The following is a 20,042-nucleotide window of genomic DNA, read 5'->3' as shown; positions in this document are numbered from 1 at the left end:
CGATTTTCAGCTTGCTTCGCGCAGCTTGAAGCGCTGGATCTTTCCGGTCTGGGTCTTCGGCAGCGCCTCGACGAAGGCGATCGCGCGCGGATATTTGTACGGCGCGATCGCCGCCTTGACGTGATCCTGCAGCAGCTTGACCTCGACATCATCGCAGCGCGCGCCCTGCTTCAGCACGATGAACGCCGAGACGATCTGTCCCCGCTCCTCGTCGGGTGCGCCGATCACAGCGCACTCCGCGACATCGGGATGGCCGAGCAGGGCCGCCTCGACCTCAGGGCCGGCGATGTTGTAGCCCGCCGAGATGATCATGTCGTCGGCCCGCGCCACGAACGACAGCCGGCCGTTCTCGTCGCTGACGAAGGCATCGCCGGTGATGTTCCAGCCGTCGCGGACATATTTGGTCTGCCTGGAATCCGCGAGGTAACGACAGCCGGTCGGACCGCGCACCGCCAGCTTGCCGACCTGGCCCGCCGGCAGCTCGTTCATGTCTTCGTCGACGATTTTGGCCTCGTATCCCGAGACTGGCGTGCCCGTGGTGCCGCCAACGGCGCTGCCGGTGCGGTTGGTGATGAAGATGTGCAGTAGCTCGGTGCTGCCGATGCCGTCGAGGATCGGCTTGCCGGTCTTCTTCGTCCAGCTCTCGAACACCGGCGCCGGCAGCGTCTCGCCGGCCGAGACGGCGAGGCGCAGCGACGACAGATCCGCGCCCTTGTCCATCGCCGCCATCATCGCCCGATAGGCGGTCGGCGCGGTGAAGCAGATCGTCGCCTTGTAGGTTTCGATGATCCGGATCATTTCGCTCGGTGCCGCGTTCTCCAGCAGCGTCGCGGTGGCGCCGAAGCGCAGCGGGAAGATCGCGAGCCCGCCGAGGCCGAACGTGAAGGCAAGCGGCGGCGAGCCGACGAACACGTCGTCCGGTGTGACCTTGAGCACTTCCTTCGCATAACCGTCGGCGACGATCAGGAGATCGCGGTGGAAGTGCATGGTCGCCTTGGGCTCGCCCGTCGTGCCCGACGTGAAGCCGAGCAACGCGACGTCGTCGCGGCCGGTCTTCACCGCATCGAACTTGACCGGCTTGTTCAGCGCGATCCGGTCGAGCTCGGCATCGTGGTTCTGCGTGCCGTCGAAATTGACGACCTGCCTGAGGAACTTGCTGGTCTTGGCGCAGGCCACCAGTTCATCCGCGATGCGGCTGTCGGTCAGCGCCAGCGAGATCTCGGCCTTGTCGACGATCTTGGCCAGTTCGCCGGCGCGCAGCATCGGCATGGTGTTGACGACGACGGCACCGGCCTTGGTCGCCGCGAGCCAGGCCGCGACCAGCGCAGGGTTGTTGCCCGAGCGGATCAGGACGCGATTGCCGGGCTTGACGCCGTAGTTCTCCACCAGCGCATGCGCCAGGCGGTTCGACCAATCAAGCAGTTCCTTGTAGGTGCGCTGACGGCCATTGCCGATCAGCGCGATGCGATCGCCCATCCCCTGCTCGACGATGCGGTCGGTCAGCTCGACCGCGGCGTTGAGATAATCGGGATATTGAAATTCCGGCCGGTCGAGCAGCAGCTGCGGCCATTGCGCTGATGGCGGCAGGTTGCGCCGTGCGAATTCGTCGACATGCCCGGATGGGCCGAGCCCGGGAAATTCACCTGACATTCGATCGCCCCTCGCTTTCCATCCAGAAAGGCCAAGACCAATATCGAGAAGACCAACATCAATATCGAGGACGCCCGGCAGCGTTCCAACCGCCAATCATTTTATACTTAAAATAATTCGGCGCAAGGGTGGAAATCGCGTGGCAATCGCTCGCCGGCCCTTCAGAACCTCAGATTTGCGTAAGCTGCTTCAGCCGCGCGACCATCGCCGAGCCCGGGTCGGCGAGCGGCGCGATCGCGGTGAAATGATTGGCGTCGGGCACAACGCCGAACTGCGTTGCAACGCCCGCTTTGCCCCAGACATCGACGATGGTCCGGCTCTGCCGGTGATATTCCGCGCTCTCGGCGCCGCCGACGACGGCATCGAGCGTCGCGCCCGCAGGCGGCGTCCAGGACAGCGGGCTCGCCGCCCGGGCGGCGGCGCGGTCGAGGCCAAGCGCCTTGTTGATGGAGGTGCCGACCAATGGCTCGAGCTCGAACAGGCCGGAGATCGCGTAAGCAGCCCTGACCAGGTCCTTCGGCAGCGACGCATCATGGGCCGGCCAATCGGTCGCGAGCATGCATGCGGCAAGATGTCCGCCTGCGGAGTGTCCCGACACGACCAGCGGCCGGCCGAGCCTGGCCAGTTCGCGGCACGCCGCACGCATCTCGCCGATGATGGCGTCGACCGTGACATTGGGGCAGAGATCGTAGCTCGGCACCGCGACGCTGATGCCGTGGCCGTTGAGGCCACGCGCGCAGTGGCTGGACGACGAGCCATCCAGCGCCTGCCAATAGCCGCCATGGATGAAGACCACGAGCGGCCCGTCGCGATCGCCTTCGAACAGGTCGATGACGTTGCGGCTGCCCGGACCATAGGTCAGCCGCCGCGGCGGGTGCTGCTCGCGATAGGCCGCGGAGTCCCGCGCCCAGCCGGCCATCAGCGCCGGATTTTCCGGCACCCGCGCCCGGTTGTTGTATTCGACCTCGTAATCGACCTCGGTCACGGCTTAAGCGCTCCTTGCCTTGGCGGAGCGCTGCGCCGAGCCCTTGGCCTTGGCGAGCAGCCGCATCAGTTCGCGGATATCCTTCGGCGAGAGATCGCCGAAGATATCGGCGATCCACTTCTCGTGCTCGGCGGCCATCTTGCGGAATTCGGCGCGGCCGAGTTTTGTGAGTCGGATGAACTGCACGCGGCGGTCCGTCTCCGAGGTGCGGCGATCGAGATGGCCTGATTCAACCAGGCGCTCGACCAGCCCGGTGACGTTGCCGTTCGACACCATCATCCGCTTCGACAGGTCCGACAGCGTCATGCCGTCAGACACCTTGTCGAGCTGGGCCATTAGGTCGAAGCGCGGCAGCGTGACGTCGAACTTCTCGCGCAGCCGGCTGCGCACCTCGCCTTCGATCAGCGTGGTGCAGGTCAAGAGGCGCAGCCACAGCCGCAGCTCGGTGCCGTGATCGTCGGGCAGTTCGACGGCTTTGGTTTCGGAATCGAGGATCATGCGGCGATCGTGCCTCCGCGGCGGGTTCCGGTCTGACCAATTGTTTTGAGCTTCAAGCAATTCGCGGCGTCCCGCAAGGACAATTGCGAATCGCGCCTGATACGCCGGGGCAATCCTGCAATTTCTTTAAACTTCAAGCAATTGGCGCGGCGCTTGCATGTGCGACGCCTGCATGGTCCGCGGCGATCATCCTGACGCAATGCCACATCGCTTGCAGCGGTCGCGCGCGTCAGACTAAGCTGAAGCCAAATCGGCCGCCGAAGCATCAGGCCAATGGTTGGGGGAGTGAGATGAAGCAATTGACAAAGCTCGCGGGATTGGCGGCGCTGCTCGGTGTCGCGGTCACCCCGGCGACCGCGCAGGAGAAGATCAAGATCGGCGTGCTGGTCACGACCTCCGGCCCGGCCGCGGCGCTCGGCCAGCAGGTCCGCGACGGCTTTGCGCTCGCGATCAAGGACCTCGGCGGCAAGATGGCCGGCCGCGATGTCGAGATCGTCAACGCCGACGACGAACTGAAGCCCGACGGCGCGGTGGTCAAGGTGCGCGGCCTGCTCGAGCGCGACAAGGTCGACTTCGTGGTCGGCCCGATCTTCTCCAACATCCTGCAGGCGATCCACCGCCCGGTCACCGACAGCAAGACCTTCCTGATCAGCCCGAACGCAGGCCCTTCCAGCTATGCCGGAAAGGAGTGCAACCCGTTCTTCTATGTGACGTCGTACCAGAACGACCAGGTGCACGAGATCCTCGGCAAGGTGGCGCAAGACCGCGGCTACAAGCGCGTCTACCTGCTGGTGCCGAACTATCAGGCCGGCCGCGACTCCGTCGCCGGATTCAAGCTCGACTACAAGGGCGAGATATCAGAGGAATCCTACACGCCGCTGAACACGCTGGATTTCCAGCCCGAGCTGTCCAAGATCGCCGCGCTGAAGCCGGACGCGCTGTTCACCTTCATGCCGGGCGGCATGGGCGTGAACCTCGTGAAGCAATACAAGCAGGCCGGCACCACGGTGCCGGTGCTCTCCGCCTTCACCGTCGACGAATCCACCCTGCCCGCGCAGCAGGACGCAGCGGTCGGCATGTTCGGCGGGGCGAACTGGGCGCCTGATCTCGACAATCCCCAAAGCAAAAAGTTCGTCGCGGCCTATGAGGCGGCCTACAACGGCGTGCCAGGCACCTACGCCATGCAGGCCTATGACGCCGCGCTGTTGATCGACAGTGCGGTCAAGGCCGTGAAGGGCGACCTCTCCAACAAGGACGCGGTCGCGGCCGCGCTGAAGAAGGCCGACTTCACCTCGCTGCGCGGTAACTTCAAGTTCAGCAACAACGGCTATCCGATCCAGGATTTCTACCTCACCAAGGTCGCGAAGCGGCCGGACGGCAAATTCCAGACCGAGATCGTCGATAAGGTGTTTTCGAATTATGGCGACCGCTACGCCAAGGACTGCGCGGCAAAGTAAGGCGTTCAAAGCGTTTTCGAGCGAAGTGGATACCGGTTCGCGTGAAGAAAACGCGTCAAATGGAAACATGGAGCAAGCATGAGCATGAAAGACGAGATCGCCGGCATCACCCGCGCCAATGATGGCATCCAGGGCATTTCCTGGAGGATCCTCGGCCAGACCTACGTGCCGAAGAGCCGCACCGAGCATTCATTCTCCTGGCACGCCACCTTCCCGCCGGGCACCTTCGTTCCTCCGCATATCCACCCCGACCAGGACGAGTACCTCTACATCCTCGAGGGCAAGCTCGACTTCATGCTCGACGGTGCCGATGAATCCGCAACTCCTGGCGATCTGGTTCGGCTGCCGATGGGCAAGCCGCACGGCATCTTCAACAAGTCGCAGCAGGCGGCCAAGACGCTGTTCTGGGTGTCGCCGACGCGCCGGCTCTACGACCTGTTCTGGGCGATCCACAACATGAAGGAGCAGAACCCGGATGACGTGGTGCGGCTCGCCGCCGAGCACAACATCCACTTCCTCCCGCCGCCTCCGGCTTAAGTTACGCGGAGACCCATTTCCGTCATCCTGAGGAGCGCGTAGCGCGTCTCGAAGGATGCACGGCCCCGCTGGTGGCCGTCGACCCTTCGAGACGCGCGCAAGTGCGCGCTCCTCAGGGTGACGGATCGGATGTTGCCTTCTCAGCACGAAGGTCAGCAGTCTGGGCTCCGATGCGCTCTCCTCCCGGAGTCTTTCCTACTGCCGCGCCACCACGCGCGCGGCAAAGCCGGCTTTCGCGGCATAACCACGCACGATCGCCTCGCGCGCCTCGTAATTGAGAATGGTGTCGACGTCGGTAAAGCCCTGCGGCGCGAGTTGCTCGACGGCGTCGATCACGCCTTCCGGCCCGCCGCGGCGGTTGGAGGCGACGATGTCGGCGGTCATCGGCAGCCGCTGCCGCTCATAGGCCGCCAGCGCCTGGCGCGGGTGCTCCGATCGCGCCAGCATGTCGGCCAGGCAGCGCGCATCGAGAATGGCCTGCGATGCGCCGTTGGAACCGACCGGATACATCGGATGCGCGGCGTCGCCGAGCAGCGTGACGCGGCCGCTCGACCAATACGGCAAGGGATCGCGGTCGCAGCACGGATACTCCCAGAACTCCGGCGTCGCGTTGATCAGGCCGGTAAAGTCGACCTGCGGGATCGTGAAGCTCGTGACATAGGGCATCATCTCGTCGCGCCGGCCGAGATTGGACCAGCCCTCGCGGCGCGGCGGCGGCGAGGTGCCATCGCCGATCCGCACCAGCACCGCCCAGTTGGTGAGGCGGCTTGCCGGGCTCGAGCCCGGCGCGATCGGATAGATCACGGCCTTGGCGTTCAGGCCGCCGGCGATGATCATCGAGCGCCCGGTCAGGAAGGCCGGCCAATCGGTTGCGCCGCGCCACAGCATCAGGCCGTTCCAGCATGGCCCGCCCTCATCCGGAAACAGCATCTCGCGCACCTTCGAGTGGATGCCGTCGGCACCGATCAGGATGTCGCCGCGCGCCGTGTGCACATGGGCGCCACTGCGATCGAAGAAATAGGCCGAGACGCCGCCCTCGTCCTGGGTGAAGGAGCCGAGCCGGCAGCCGGTGCGGATCGCATCCGCGCCAAGCCGGTCGATCACGGCCTGATGGATCACGCTCTGCAGGCGGCCGCGATGGATCGAGAATTGCGGCACGTCGTGGCCGGCATCGAGCCCGCGCTTCTCGTGCCAGACCTGCTGACCATGCCGCGTCAGATAGAACAGCTCATAGGTGCGGATCGCCACCTCGTCGAGCTTGTCGAGCAAACCAAGCCCCGCCAGCTCGCGGATCGCATGCGGCAGCGTGTTGATGCCGACGCCGAGCTCGCGGATCGTGTCGGACTGCTCGTACAGCTCGCAACTGATGCCGCGCGAGCGCAGCATCAACGCAGTGGTGAGGCCTCCGATTCCGCCTCCGACGATAATCGCCTTCATCGTCCTCACCTCCACTCACACCAGGACGCTTTTACGCTTTCGCCTAGGGTCGCACGCCCGCTCGCCCGGCCGCAAGCGGGTTTGTCGCCCGGGACTCGGGCCTGCAGAAGGTGTTTTCGCTTAGGCTTAACATTGGCTCAGCGCTCTCCAATGCGTTCCCGTCACCCTGAGGAGCCGCGAAGCGGCGTCTCGAAGGGTCGACGGCCACAGTCCGGGCCGTCGATCCTTCGAGACGCGCGTTCCGCGCTCCTCAGGATGACGGATTACGCCCATGTTTATTCCGATCAATCCGGCACCACCGCAATTGCCTGGATTTCCACCTTGGCGCGGTCCTCGATCAGGCCGGCAACCTGGATCGCGGTCATCGCCGGAAAGCGCCGGCCAATGATGTCGCGATAGACCGTGCCGATCTCCTTCAGCCGCGCGGAATATTCCTTGCGGTCGAGCAAGTACCAGGTCATCGACACGATGTGCTCGGGCCCGGCGCCGCCGGCGGCGGCGACTGCGACGATGTTGCGCAGGGTCTGGCCGATCTGCGCCACGAGATCGTCGGTCTCGAACACACATTGTCCGTTCCAGCCGATCTGGCCGGCGATGAACAGCTGTTTGCCGCGCGCGGCCATGCCGTTGGCGTAGCCGATCGGCTTGGCCCATCCTTCCGGTTGCAGGATCTCGATCATCTCAATTGCCCTCGAAGGCCGGTTTCTGCTTCGCGGCGAACGCCTCGAAGGCGCGGCGGAAATCGCCGGTGACCATGCAGATCGCCTGCGCCTGCGCTTCCGACTCGATCATCTCGTCGACGCCCATCGCCCATTCCTGGTTGAACATCGTTTTCGTCACGCCATGCGCGAACCACGGCCCATCCGCGAGCGAGTGCGCCAGTTCTTGCGCGGCACCGGCGAGCTCCGCCGGCGGCACCAGGCGGTTGTGGAAGCCCCACGCAAAACCTTCCTCGGCACTCATCGCACGCCCCGTGTAGAGCAGATCGGCGGCATGGCCCTGCCCGATCACGCGCGGCAACAACCCGCACGCGCCCATATCGGCGCCGGCGAGGCCGACGCGGGTGAACAGGAACGCGGTCTTGGCCTGCGGCGTTGCCAGCCGCAGGTCGGACGCCAGCGCCAGCATCGCGCCGGCCCCGGCGCAGATGCCGTCGATCGCGGCGACGATGATCTGCGGGCATTTGCGCATCGCCCGCACCACCTCGCCGGTCATCCGCGTGAAGGCGAGCAGGTCCGGCATCGCCATCCGCGTCAGAGGCTCGATGATCTCGAACACGTCGCCGCCGGAGCAGAAGTTACCCTCGGCGCCGGTCAGCACGATCGCGCGGACATCGGAGGCGTATTTGAGATTGGTGAAGTGATCGCGCAGCTCCTCGTAGGACTCGAAAGTCAGCGGGTTCTTCTTGTCCGGCCGGTTCAGCGTGATGGTCGCGACACGGCCGCTCGCATCGACCTGCCAGCGGAAGTGCTTTGCGGGATAATCCTTGAACGGCCGGAGCTTTGCTTTCATCTCGGACATGACGTGTTCCTTCACCCGGTAAAGACTTCGCCGCCGGCGACCGCGACGGCTTGTCCGTTGATTGACGATGCAGTCTCGGAGGCAAGCCAGAGGACGGCGTCGGCGACCTCCTCGGGCGTGACCAGCCGCTGCATCGGATTGACTTTTGCCAACGCGGCGCGCGCTTCCTGTTCGCTGCGGCCGGTCTTGGCGACGATGTTCGCGGCGGCATCCGCCACCAGCGGCGTATCGGTGTACCCCGGGCAGACCGCATTCACGGTGACGCCGCGCCGTGCATATTCCAGCGCCAGCGAGCGCGTGAGGCCGATGACGCCGTGCTTGGCCGCGACATAGGCCGAGACGTAGGCATAGCCGGTGAGACCCGCGGTCGAGGCGACATTGATCACGCGTCCGCGGCCGCGCTGCGCCATGCCGGGCAACACGGCATGCGTCACCAGGAATACGCTGGAGAGGTTGCTCGCCAGCATGTCGGCCCAGAGCGCCGCGTCGGTCTTGTCGAACGGCGCGCTCGCGGCCTTGCCTGCATTGTTGACGAGAATATCGATCGGGCCCGCCTCAGCCTCGATCTGCGCGACACCCTTGTTCACCGCAGCTTGATCGGTCACGTCGATCGAAACAATGGCGCCGCCCTGCTTGTCGAGCGATGCCGCCGTCGCTTTTAGCGCGTCGATCCGCCGCCCGGCGATGCTGACGCGCACGCCGGCTTTTGCGAGCGCGATTGCCGTCGCGGCGCCGATGCCGGAACCGGCACCGGTCACCAGCGCATGTGCGTTGGGCCAGAACCTCATCATGCCTTCACTCCCGCAGCCGCGCGTTCGAGATTGGCCTCGTATTGCGACTTGCCCGACAGGTACTGCTTCGGCCACGCGATCTGCTTGACACCAATCTTGGCGGCTTCATGCAGCGTCCAGGCCGGATCGGCGAGATGCGGCCGCGCGATGGCGCAGAGATCGGCGCGGCCGGCGGCGATGATCGAGTTGGCGTGATCCGCCTCCGAGATTGCACCGACCGCGATGGTGGCGATGCCGACCTCGTTGCGGATCTTGTCGGCGAACGGCGTCTGGTAGAGCCGGCCATAGACCGGATGGTCGTCGGCCCAGACCTGGCCCGAGGAGCAGTCGATCAGATCGGCACCCGCCTGCTTGAACAATTTCGCGAAGGCCAGCGCATCCTCGGGCGTATTACCGCCCTCGGCCCAGTCGTGACACGACAGGCGGACCGACATCGGCTTGTCCTCCGGCCACACCGCACGGATGGCGCGGAACACCTCCAGCGGATAACGCGCGCGGTTCTCGATCGATCCGCCATACGCGTCGGTGCGGCGGTTGGTCAGCGGCGAGAGGAAGCTCGACAGCAGATAGCCGTGCGCGCAGTGCAGCTCGAGGATATCGAAACCCGCGGCAGCCGCGCGCCTGGCTGCGGCGACGAACTGGTCGCGTACCTCGTCCATCTCGGCGCGGTTCATCGGCTCCGGGATCTGGCCGTCGGCCAGATAAGGCACTGACGAAGCCGACACCAGCGGCCAGTTATGATCCGGCAGCGCTTCGTCCATGCCCTCCCAGGCGACCCGCGTCGAGCCCTTGCGGCCGGCATGGCCGAGCTGGATGCCGATCCTGGCTTGCGAATTCTGGTGCACGAAGTCGACGATGCGCTTGTAGGCCGCCGCCTGCGCGTCGTTCCAGAGGCCGCAGCAGCCGGGCGTGATCCGCGCCTCCGGCGAGACGCAGGTCATCTCGGTAAAGAGAAGGCCGGCGCCGCCGAGCGCGCGGGAGCCGAAATGCACCAAATGGAAGTCGGTCGGCACGCCCTCCTCGGCCGAATACATCGCCATCGGCGAGACGATGATCCGGTTGTGAAGCGACAGGCCGCGGATCCGGAACGGCGTCAGCATCGGCGGCGTGACGCGGTCGTTGGTCGCGGCCACGCCGCTGCGCTCCGCGAACCAGCGCTCATAGCCCTCGAGCCAGGTCTTGTCGCGCAGCCGCAGGTTCTCGTGGCTGATGCGCTGCGAACGGGTCAGCAGCGAATACATGAACTGCTCCGGCTCGAGCGTATCGGCATAGCGCGAGCCGACCACCTCGAACCATTCCATCGCGTTGCGCGCGGCGTTCTGGATCCGCGCCACGTCGACCCGGCGCAGCTCCTCGTAAGCCTTGAGTACTGTGGGAGTACTGTCCCGCGTCGCGCCGTGGATCTTGAACTGGTTGGTCAGCTCGATCGCATCCTCCAGCGCGAGCTTGGTTCCCGAGCCGATCGCGAAATGCGCGGTGTGGGCGGCATCGCCCATCAGCACGACATGGCTGTTGCCGTTAAACGCGGTCCATTTGCCGCAGATCAGCCTGGGGAACGACAGCCAGGCCGAGCCGCGCAGATGTCGCGCGTTCGAGACCAGATGATGCCCCTCGAGGATTTCCGCGAACACGTTCTCGCAGAATGCGATGGAGTCGCCCTGCTCCATCTTGTCGAGGCCGTGGGCGAGATAGGCCTCCTCGGTGGTCTCGACGATGAAGGTCGCCGCGCCCTCCTCGAATTTGTAGATGTGCGCCTGGAACCAGCCGTGCTCGGTCTTGCGGAAATCGAAGGTGAAGGCGTCGAACGGACGGTTGGTGCCGAGCCAGATATAGCGGTTCGGCCGCATCAGCATGTCGGGCTGGAAAGCCTCGGTGTATTTGGTGCGGATCTTCGAGTTGACGCCGTCGCATGCCACGATCAGATCGGCATCGGGGAACTCGAGATCGGAATTCACCTCGCGCTCGAAGATCAGCTCGACGCCGAGCTCCTCGGCCCGCGCCTGCAGGATGTTGAGCAGTCGCTTGCGGCCGATGCCGACGAAGCCGTGGCCGGTGGTGCGCATGCGGCGGCCCTTGATCAGGACCTCGATGTCGTCCCAGTGGTTGAAGGCCTGCTCGATCGTATCAGCGGTGACCGGATCCCATTTGCGCATGTTGTCCATGGTCGCATCCGAGAACACCACGCCGAAGCCGAAGGTGTCGTAGGGCCGGTTGCGCTCGACCACCGAAATGACGTGCGCGGGATCCAGCATCTTCATCAGGATGCCGAAATAAAGCCCGGCCGGCCCGCCTCCAATGCAAACGATACGCATGGCGTTCTCGCCTTTCCGTTTGAGCATGATCGCCTCGGAAAACCGGGTGCCACTCTTCCGGATCATGCTCTGGCTTCGGCGACCGGGGGCATTTCCCATCGGAGCCGATGGGGGATATTATTTTATACTTAAAATAATTGTCAAGGGCGGGCTCGCACATGTGCAACTGTCGTCCCTGCGAAAGCAGGGATCCATAACCCCAGGCCTTTGTTGGTGAAATAAGCTGTGGCCCCGGCGCCGCGAACCAAAAGCGATCGGCGGCTATGGGTCCCTGCTTTCGCAGGGACGACACCGAGTTTGGTGCACGACCGGTGACCACGCATTGCATACGCGCGGCACGCGGCGGCAAGCGCAGACGGACGTGGATTGCTTCGTCGCCGTCGCTCCTCGCAATGACGCCGATGCCAGGCCGCGCTGCGAGCCCTCAATGCACCGCGGCGTACAGGATCTTGTCCTGCGTCGCATCCGCCGCGTCGAACTCGGCGACGATGCGGCCGGTGCGGGCGACCAGGATGCGGTCGGAGACCGCGAGGATCTCCGGCAGATAGGACGAGATCACCACCACCGCCTTGCCCTCGTCGGCGAGACGGCGGATTTCGCCGTGGATGTGCGGGATGGTGCCGACGTCGACGCCGCGCGTCGGCTCGTCGAAGATGATGATCGAGGGGTCCTGCACCAGGGTCTTGGCCAGCACCACCTTCTGCTGGTTGCCGCCGGACAGCTCGATGATCCTGGCCTTGCGCTGCAATGCGCTGATCTTCAGCCGATCGACCCAGTAGCTGGCGAGCTTGCTGCGCCGCGCGCGCGACAACAGGAAGCTCCAGCCCTTTCCGGTGGCGAGGCTGCCGATATAGACGTTGTCGTCGACCACCATGGTCTCGAAGAAGCCGTTGGCCTTGCGGTCCTCGGTGATGTAGGCGATGCCGTCATTGATCGCCTGCCGCGGCACGCGGTAGCGGATCGGCTTGCCGCGCAGCCGGATGATACCGCCATTGACCAGATTGCGCTTCAGCGCGCCGTAGATGATCTTGGCGATCTCGGTGCGGCCGGAGCCGATCAGGCCGGCGATGCCGACCACCTCGCCGGCATAGACCGAGAACGACATGTTCTTGACCGCCATGCCCATGGTGACGTTCTCGACCGTCAGCACCTTCTCGCGGCGCTGATGGGTTTTCGCCTTGCCGCCATAGACCGCCTGCGCCACCTCGCGGCCGACCATGTGCTGCACCAGCGCATCGCGGGTCAGCTGCCTGGCCGGCGCCGTGATCACCAGCTTGCCGTCGCGCAGCACGGTGATGCGGTCGGCGATCTGCAGCGACTCCTCCAGCGCATGCGAGATGTAGATGATCGAGACGCCGCGGGCGCGCAGATCGCGCACCAGATGGAAGAAGTGGACGATCTCCTCCGGCGTCAGCGACGCGGTCGGCTCATCGAAGATGATGATGCGCGCCTTGTTGTAGATCGCGCGCGCGATCTCCACCATCTGCTTCTTGGCGGTGCCGAGCAGCGCGACCGGCGTTGCCGGATCGACGTGGAAGTTGAGCGACTGCAACAGCTGCTGGGCCTGGATGTTCAGGGTGCGGAAGCGCGTCAGCAGCTTTTCGTTGCCGAGCTCGATGTTCTGCGCGGCAGTCATGGTCGGCACCAGGCTGGTCTCCTGATAGACCATGCAGATGCCGGCATTGAGCGCGTCGCGCGGCTGCTCGAAACCGGTCGGCTTGCCGTCGAGCAGATAGTCGCCGGAGGTGAGCTGGATCGCGCCCGCGATCGCCTTGCACAGCGTCGATTTGCCGGCGCCGTTCTCGCCGACCAGCGCATGCACCTCGCCGGGATAGAGGTCGAAATTGACGCCCTCGATGGCGTGGACGCCGCCATAGATCTTCGAGCCGTTGGTGATCCGCAGCACCGGCTCGCGGGCTGCGGAGGTCTCGGCCGTCTTGGCGCCGGGGGCCGCCTGCATCACACCGTCATTCATCGCAGCTCTCCCGTAGTGCGCAGCAGGCGTCCGGCGCCGCGCGCCGCGATCACGACGCCCGATGGCGTGGCGCAGGCGGCGGTGATGCCGTGGAAGCGGCCGCCGGCGCGGCTGTGCAGGCTGTCGGTCGCATCGCCCTCGGCATCGAGATGCACCAGCAGACCGTAGGAGCGCGGCGGCGCCCACGGCTTCTGGATGCCGAGCGCCTTGACGCTGCCGATCTGCATCGGCTCGAGGCAATCGCTGCCGCCGGCGAGCGCCGGCGCGACCCAGTAATCGGGCGGCATCGTCGCCATCATCTCCTCGCGGAAATCGTCTTCCTTGAGCACGAACTCGATCAGATGGGTGCGGCGGGCGAAGATGCCGAGCAGCATGCCGCCGTGGCCGTCCGGATGCAGCCGCGCCGGATAGCCCGGCATGTTGGCGGCGACGGTCTCACGCGGACCCAGCCCGTTGCCGCCGAGCGCGAACCGGCTGAGACGATGCGCCCAGCTTTCGGTGAGCCAGAGGCTGTTGCCGTCGGCCGAAACACTGACGCCATAGGGATAGGGCAGATCGCGCAGCAGCACCTGCGGATTGTCGAGGCCGGCGCCGCAGCTGATGAGGCGGCCATTGGCGCGCTTTTCCATCAGGTCGTGCCGCCATTCGCCCGGGCGTCGGCCGGCGCTGCCTTCGACGGCATAGATGCGGCCATCGGGCGCCGCCGTCACCGACAGCAGCCCGGTGAGCGCGCTGCCGCCGGCAGCATTCAGCCAGCGCGGATCGGGCTTCGCCGGATCGATCGCGGCAAGGCCCCTGCCCGCGACGCAGACCAGGAGGCGGCCGTCCGGATGCAGCGCGAGCCCGCCGGCATCGTCCTCGAACTCGGCGACGACTGTACTTGTCGACAAGTCCTTGCCGCCGAGCTTCAGCACCCGGCTTCCTGCGGAAACATAGACCGTGCCGTCGCCGGCGGCGATCACGTCGTCGATGCCGGGCAGCGGCTCGCCGATCGGGGTGGCAGCGTCGAGCCGGTCGTTCGGGCTCAGCGCGCCGTCGAGCGGCGGGATCGCGTTCTGGCCGCCGTCGCGGTCGATGACGCTGCGGATGTCGCGCAGCAGATGATCGAAAAATCCCATTACGTCGTCACCCTGCTTTTCGCGCCCCAATAGGCATCGTAGCCGGTCCAGCTGTCGTCGACGCCCTCGAGCTTGATGCGGCCGATCCGGTTGTTCTCGAGCCCGCCGAGATAGAGATAGCCCTGATGCTCGCGCATCGAGGTCAGGGTCGAATGCGAGATGCCGGTCGGGTCCCACCAGGATTCCAGCGCCTCGCCCTTTTCGTTGAACTTCAGCACGCAGCCATGGTTGAGCGCCGGCGCCAGCCATTCGTCGGTCGGCACCTGCTTCACCATGCGCAGCCGGAAGCCGGGTTTTCGCGCGGCAAGGTCGAATGTCGGTGTGCGGATGCCGACCAGCGCCAGCCAGTAGGTGCCGTCGGAAGCGCGGTTGATGTTGTCGGGGTTGCCCGGCAACTCATCCATCAGCACTTCGGTCTTGCCCTTGTTCGGTCCCGCGATCCAGTGGCGGAACACCTTGCAGAGCGAGGTCGACGCGATCAGGATCGACTTGCCGTCATGCGAGACGCAGATCCCGTTCGGGAAATAGAAGTGGTTGATCACCGTGCGGGTGGTCTTGGTCGCCGGGTCGTAGCAGACCACACGGCCGTTCGGCCGGCCCTCGAGGATGTCGAGGGTGTTGGTGGTCATCTCGTAGCGCGTGGTGCAGTCGCTGAAATAGATCTTGCCGTCGGGCGCGATGTCGAGGTCGTCGGCCATGCGCAGGCGGCTGTCGTCGTTCAGCTTGTACCATGTGCGGTTGGTCTCGTCGGTGACCTTGAAGATGCCGCCATCGGGCGCGACGCCGTAGACGCCCATGCCGGCGACCGCGACGATCAGATTCTCGTCGCGATCGAACTGCATGCCGAGCGGCCGGCCGCCGATATGGGCGAACACCTCGCGGGTCTTGAAGTCAGGCCCGGAGAAACGGATCACATTGCCGTCGCGGGTCGAGCCGTAGAGCCGGCCTTGGCGGTCGAGGATGACGTCCTCGGGCCCCTCGACCTGATCGACACCGATCGCCTGCGCCTTGATCAGCCGGTCGTTCTGCGCGTAGGGCGACGCCGCGCCGGGCTGCACCGCGGGCGCCGAGGCGAGCGGCACGAAGGCCGGATTGACATAGATCTTCTGGATCGCCTTGCCGCGGTTCTTCGACCATTTGACGTCGATGCCGACGGCGGCGAGCAGGATCATGCCCGTCACCGCCGAGGTGACGTAGCCCGGGATGCCCATCCGCACGAGGCCGTTGATCAACAGGAAGATGATCAGCGCGCCGATCATCGCCCGCCACACCGTGCCCTTGCCGCCGGCCAGCGACACGCCGCCGAGCACGACAGCGGTCAGCGCCTGGAACTCCCACCCCACGCCGGTGGTGGAATCCGTCGAGGATTGCCGCGCGGCGTAGAAGATGCCGCTCGCCGCGCACAGCGTTCCCGACAGCACATAGGTCATGAACAGCATCACGCGGACGCGAATGCCGGCGTGGCGCGCCGCCTTGCGGCTGGCGCCGATCGCGGTGAGATGCCAGCCGTAGCGCGAGCGCGACAGGAAGATGTGGCAGATCAACAGCACCACGAACAGCGTCGCCGCATTGACGGGAATGCCGAGCACGCTGCCGCCGCCGATGAAATCCCAGGCGTCGCTCTCAACCGAGTTGGTCGCGAACACCTGGGCGTAGCTGGTATTGAGCAGGTTCACCGAGGCGCGCAGGATGATCAGCGTCACCAGCGTGGTGAGGAACGGCCGCGTCTTCAGGAAGCCGATCAAGAAGCCGTTGATGCTGCCGAGCAGCGCACCGACCAGAAGCGTCGCCGGCACGGCGAGGCCGACCGGCCATTCGCGCACCAAGAGGAAATACAGCGCCGCGAAATTGCACAGCGCGAAGATCGCGCCGACCGAGAGGTCGATGCCGCCGGTGACCAGGCAGAAGCCCATCGCGAGCGCGACGAAACCGAATTCGGCGAACAGCCGCAGCAGCGACACCGAGTTCTGCACCGAGGCGTAGTCGGGAATGGTGAGCGCGAAATAGGTCCACAGCCCGATCATCACGGTGAAGGGAACCACCGGCTCGAACCACTGTTTCAGCAGCAGCTCCGACAGCAGGAGCCGGGGTGAAAACCGCCGCACCGATGCGGCAAAGGAATCAACGGCCATCGACATCGCCAAAGCACCCTCTTGATTGAGCACGATCTTGCGGAAAACCGGCTTCCACTTTTCCGGATCGTGCTCGTGATTGAGCACGATCTTGCGGAGAGCCGGCTTGCACGTCCCGGATCATGCTCCTGGTCATGACGCGATCGGCCATCGCATCGCGACCTCGTCCCTTGATGAACACGCTCTCCGCGAACGCTGCGCGTCGGTCGGAGAAAAACCGGCTCCACCTTGCCGGATCGTGCTCTTTGATACAGCCGGCGCGGGAATGCCCCCCGCGCCGGCTGTCCGCGCCTTGTTAATTTTTCTTGGGTAGCGCGAAGCAGTTGGCGCCCGAGGCGTTGGACTTATCGAGCCAGATCGGCCGCGTGTAATAGACGAGATTGCGGCTGCCCGGCTTCTCGCCCGATACCAGCAGGGTCTCGGCCGCGAACATTAGGTCGTGGCCCTGCTCGGTCGCCTTGTAGCTCAGGAACTTGTAGAAATTGCCCGAATTGACCTGGTCGCAATCGAGCTGCGAGCCTTCACCGGAGGCGAACACCTTCACATCGTCGATCTTGCCGGCATTGCGGATCGCCTGCGCCGCGCCCGACTCCATGATGCCCCAGAACCCGATCGAGGCGCAGAGGTCGGGATGCTGCTGGATCACCGTCGCGGTGACGTTGAGCGCGGTGTTGGCGTCCCAGTTCGCGGCCTGGTTCGAGACCACCTTGATGTTCGGATCCTTGTTCAACACCTCCATGATGCCGCCGACCTGATCGACGCTGGCGGCCGCGGTCAGTTCACCCTGCACGATCTGGACCTTGCCCGACTTGCCCGAGCCGGTGCCGCAGGCCTTCACGGCTTCGTTCGCCAGCATCCTGCCGATCTCGCGCCAGTCGGCGCCGACAAAGGCGCCGGACTTGTAGTTCGAGGACATGTTGATCTGGATCACATGCGTGCCCTGGCTTTCGGCGCGCTTCAGATCCTTCATCAACAGCGTGACGCTCGGATTCTGCACGATCAGCACGTCGGGCTTCTGGTCGACCAGCGCGGTCAGGGCCTGCTGCATTGCCGAGGGGTTGTTGTTGGGATCGCGCACGACATATTTCATGCCGCGCCACTCGGCTTCCTCCTGCACCACCCGGCCCCATTCGTCGGACAGCGGCACGCCGAGCGCGATCGGCAGATAGGCGATCGTCTTGCCCTGCAGCGCCTTGTCGTAGACGGCACGCAGCTCGCGCGCGGTCTTGGTGCCTTCCTCCTGCCCCGATGCCGCGAACGGCATCGCGGCCAGCGTCACGCCGGCCAGCAGGATCGTCCAGAATTTTGTTGTCGTCTTCATCGTCTCCCTCCACAAAGCAGTTTCTTTTGATTGATTTATTTGACGCAGCGGCCGGCTCAGTCGCCTCGTCTCAGTCCCCTTGCCGCGCGGTCTCCTCGTCGCGGGGATGCAACCAGTTGTCGAGCACGATGGCGGCCAGCAGCACCACGCCCTTGATGATGTTCTGCACCTCGCTGTTGACGTCCATGATGGTGAAGGCGTTGAGCAGCGTGCCGATCAGGATGCAGCCGACCACGACGCTGAACACGCTGCCGCGGCCGCCGATCAGGCTGATGCCGCCGATCACGACGACGAGCACGACGTCGAAGATCATGGTGCCCTGGGTGATCGCCATCTGCATGCTGCCCGTGGTGCCGACCCAGACCAGGCCCGCAATCCAGGCGAGCAGTGCAACCAGCACGTGCTCGAGCACGATCAGCGGCCGCAGCGCGACGCCGGTCAGCCGCGCGGCCTCCGGATTATCGCCCTGCGAATAGATGAAGCGGCCGATCGAGGTGCGCGACAGGAACAAATGCATCGCGATTGCACAGGCCGCGAACACCAGGATCGGAACCGGGATGCCGAACAGCCGTCCGGCGCCGAGATACATCAGTCCCGGCGCATCCTTCGGCGCATAGACCACCCAGGCCGGCGCGATCCAGAAGGCAAGGCCATAGATCACGAAGCCGGCAGCCAGCGTCACGAACAGCGCCGGCGCCTCGACGAAGGCGACCATCACGCCGTTGACGACGCCGATCAGCACCGCGATCGCCAGCGCCAGCAGCGCTGCCGTGAAAACAGGCATGCCGTTCTGCATGTAGATCAAAGCGATCGCCCAGGAACCCGCCATGATCGCGACCTCGGAGAGGTCGATGCCGCGGCTGATCACGATCAGCCCCATGCCGAGGCCGAGCACGCCGAGGATGGAAATACTCCGCAACAAATTCAGGAGATTGGAGACGGTGGCAAAGCCGTTCAGCGTCAGCCCGAACACGATCAGGAGCGCGATGGTGATCAGGAGCACGATCTGCTCCTGGCTCGGCTTCGCAAACATTGCGCCCAGGCGAGATGATGCCGCAGGGACAGCAACGCCGCGCGATGGCGATTGCACGCTCATCGTTTCCTCCAGGTATTATTTTGCTTGAGACTTTAAGAGTGCCGATTAGTATTCGTCAAATGCATTCGACGGATACGGATTGATCATTTCCATGCATGTACGCGACGTCGATCTGAACCTGTTCGTCGTGTTCGACGCGATCTATTCCGAGGGCGGCGTCAGCCGCGCCTGCTTCCGCCTCAACCTGACCCAGCCCGCGGTCAGCCATGCGCTGAGCCGGCTGCGCGCGATGTTCAACGATCCGCTGTTCGTGCGCCGCAACCACGTGATGACGCCGACCCCGCTGGCACGGCAGATCATCACCACGGTGCGCCAGGCGCTCAACGGCCTCGAGACGACGCTGACCCACACCCACCGGTTCGATCCGGCGCAGACGCCCAAGCGGTTCGTGATCGGGCTGCGCAACAATCTGGAGGCGCCGATGCTGAGCGCGCTGGTCAACCGGATCAGCACGGTGGCGCCGCTGGTGGAGATCGCCACCGTGCGCAGCGAGCGCAACAATCTCGAGCGCGAGCTTGCCGCCGGCACCCTCGACGTCGCGATCGATACGCTGTTGCCGCTATCGGCGGAGGTGCGGCGCGAGCAGATCCTGACCGAGCATATCGCGGTGTTCGCGCGGCGCGGCCACCCCGAGCTCGGCAGCCGGCTCGACAAGAAGGCTTATTTGCGCATGGAGCATGTCTGCGTGACGTCGCGGCGCAGCGGCCTGTCGTTCGAGGATTTTCAGCTCCAGCGCCTCGGCCTGACCCGCACTGTTCGCCTGACCTGCCAGAATTTCGCAACCGCCTGCCACGTCGTGAGCCGCAGCAACATGCTGCTGACCGCGTCGGAGAGCGCCGCTTCCGTGCTGGAAGATCCCGGGCTGCTGCAGTGCTTCCCCTGCCCGTTCCCGATCAGTCCGCACGTCAATTATCTCTACTGGCACGCCACAGCCGAGGACGACACCACCAATCAATGGCTGCGCGAGCAGCTGCGCGCGGCCGCGGCGTTGCTGGCCGGCAGCCGCTTCAGCAAGAAGAATCGCCGCGCAGTGAAAGCGCGCCCCAGGGTCGGCATCCCGCTGCCAACCAGCCTCGCCGCGGAATAGCGGCGCGCTATCGAGCCGCAAAGGCAGTGGGCTCCCTCTCCCGCTTGCGGGGGAGGGCTGGGGCTGTCCCTTATACACATCTGACGCTGCCGACGATCGCATAAGTGTAAATCACGTTGGTAGCC

General features: G+C 65.1%; 16 protein-coding genes. 3 read left to right on the top strand and 13 right to left on the bottom strand.

Going from position 1 to position 20,042, the window contains the following annotated elements; all coding sequences use genetic code 11:
* Nucleotides 1-6: 6 nt before the first annotated feature.
* The 3 genes from AC1VNY_RS13995 to AC1VNY_RS13985 form a co-directional block, all read right to left on the bottom strand.
* Entirely contained in the window at nucleotides 7-1,650 is a 1,644-nt protein-coding gene (locus tag AC1VNY_RS13995; protein ID WP_482405563.1) for a benzoate-CoA ligase family protein, read from the bottom strand.
* A 169-nt stretch (nucleotides 1,651-1,819) separates the two neighbouring features.
* Nucleotides 1,820-2,635, bottom strand: coding sequence for an alpha/beta hydrolase (locus AC1VNY_RS13990; protein WP_482405562.1), 816 nt, complete (start codon nucleotides 2,633-2,635; stop codon nucleotides 1,820-1,822).
* Between the two features lie 3 nt (nucleotides 2,636-2,638).
* Nucleotides 2,639-3,133 (bottom strand): MarR family winged helix-turn-helix transcriptional regulator, encoded by a 495-nt coding sequence (locus tag AC1VNY_RS13985; RefSeq protein ID WP_016845834.1) that lies wholly within the window; start codon nucleotides 3,131-3,133, stop codon nucleotides 2,639-2,641.
* A 290-nt stretch (nucleotides 3,134-3,423) separates the two neighbouring features.
* On the opposite strand from AC1VNY_RS13985, the gene AC1VNY_RS13980 reads away from it, so the two are divergent.
* Both AC1VNY_RS13980 and AC1VNY_RS13975 read left to right on the top strand, forming a co-directional pair.
* On the top strand, nucleotides 3,424-4,590 hold the full coding sequence (locus tag AC1VNY_RS13980) for an ABC transporter substrate-binding protein (protein WP_482405561.1): 1,167 nt from the start codon (nucleotides 3,424-3,426) through the stop codon (nucleotides 4,588-4,590).
* An 84-nt stretch (nucleotides 4,591-4,674) separates the two neighbouring features.
* Nucleotides 4,675-5,127 (top strand): cupin domain-containing protein, encoded by a 453-nt coding sequence (locus AC1VNY_RS13975; RefSeq protein WP_482405630.1) that lies wholly within the window; start codon nucleotides 4,675-4,677, stop codon nucleotides 5,125-5,127.
* 195 nt (nucleotides 5,128-5,322) lie between these two features.
* Here AC1VNY_RS13975 and AC1VNY_RS13970 read toward each other — a convergent pair whose 3' ends face one another.
* The 10 genes from AC1VNY_RS13970 to AC1VNY_RS13925 all read right to left on the bottom strand — a co-directional run bounded on the left by AC1VNY_RS13970 (nucleotide 5,323) and on the right by AC1VNY_RS13925 (nucleotide 18,830).
* Nucleotides 5,323-6,564, bottom strand: coding sequence for a flavin-dependent oxidoreductase (locus tag AC1VNY_RS13970; RefSeq protein ID WP_482405560.1), 1,242 nt, complete (start codon nucleotides 6,562-6,564; stop codon nucleotides 5,323-5,325).
* Between the two features lie 284 nt (nucleotides 6,565-6,848).
* On the bottom strand, nucleotides 6,849-7,244 hold the full coding sequence (locus tag AC1VNY_RS13965) for a RidA family protein (protein ID WP_028345205.1): 396 nt from the start codon (nucleotides 7,242-7,244) through the stop codon (nucleotides 6,849-6,851).
* A gap of 1 nt (nucleotide 7,245) precedes the next feature.
* Nucleotides 7,246-8,085, bottom strand: a complete 840-nt coding sequence (locus AC1VNY_RS13960; protein WP_482405559.1) for an enoyl-CoA hydratase family protein — start codon at nucleotides 8,083-8,085, stop codon at nucleotides 7,246-7,248.
* An 11-nt stretch (nucleotides 8,086-8,096) separates the two neighbouring features.
* Entirely contained in the window at nucleotides 8,097-8,876 is a 780-nt protein-coding gene (locus tag AC1VNY_RS13955) for an SDR family NAD(P)-dependent oxidoreductase (protein WP_482405558.1), read from the bottom strand.
* On the bottom strand, nucleotides 8,873-11,188 hold the full coding sequence (locus tag AC1VNY_RS13950; RefSeq protein ID WP_482405557.1) for a bifunctional salicylyl-CoA 5-hydroxylase/oxidoreductase: 2,316 nt from the start codon (nucleotides 11,186-11,188) through the stop codon (nucleotides 8,873-8,875). Before AC1VNY_RS13950 ends, AC1VNY_RS13955 begins: the two co-directional genes overlap by 4 nt.
* Before the next feature lie 424 nt (nucleotides 11,189-11,612).
* The gene (locus AC1VNY_RS13945) at nucleotides 11,613-13,148 is read right to left on the bottom strand and encodes a sugar ABC transporter ATP-binding protein (protein WP_482405629.1); all 1,536 of its coding nucleotides are present in this window, start codon (nucleotides 13,146-13,148) and stop codon (nucleotides 11,613-11,615) included.
* 11 nt (nucleotides 13,149-13,159) lie between these two features.
* Entirely contained in the window at nucleotides 13,160-14,281 is a 1,122-nt protein-coding gene (locus AC1VNY_RS13940; RefSeq protein ID WP_482405556.1) for an SMP-30/gluconolactonase/LRE family protein, read from the bottom strand.
* The gene (locus AC1VNY_RS13935; RefSeq protein ID WP_482405555.1) at nucleotides 14,281-16,419 is read right to left on the bottom strand and encodes an ABC transporter permease; all 2,139 of its coding nucleotides are present in this window, start codon (nucleotides 16,417-16,419) and stop codon (nucleotides 14,281-14,283) included. The genes AC1VNY_RS13940 and AC1VNY_RS13935 overlap by 1 nt, the downstream gene beginning before the upstream one ends.
* A gap of 289 nt (nucleotides 16,420-16,708) precedes the next feature.
* Nucleotides 16,709-17,734 (bottom strand): sugar ABC transporter substrate-binding protein, encoded by a 1,026-nt coding sequence (locus tag AC1VNY_RS13930; protein WP_482405554.1) that lies wholly within the window; start codon nucleotides 17,732-17,734, stop codon nucleotides 16,709-16,711.
* A gap of 70 nt (nucleotides 17,735-17,804) precedes the next feature.
* On the bottom strand, nucleotides 17,805-18,830 hold the full coding sequence (locus AC1VNY_RS13925; RefSeq protein WP_482405553.1) for an ABC transporter permease: 1,026 nt from the start codon (nucleotides 18,828-18,830) through the stop codon (nucleotides 17,805-17,807).
* A 79-nt stretch (nucleotides 18,831-18,909) separates the two neighbouring features.
* On the opposite strand from AC1VNY_RS13925, the gene AC1VNY_RS13920 reads away from it, so the two are divergent.
* Entirely contained in the window at nucleotides 18,910-19,917 is a 1,008-nt protein-coding gene (locus AC1VNY_RS13920) for a LysR family transcriptional regulator (protein ID WP_225163683.1), read from the top strand.
* The last annotated feature ends 125 nt before the right edge of the window (nucleotides 19,918-20,042 follow it).

Source organism: Bradyrhizobium ferriligni (assembly GCF_056837965.1).
This window is presented reverse-complemented; position numbering and strand designations above follow the sequence as displayed.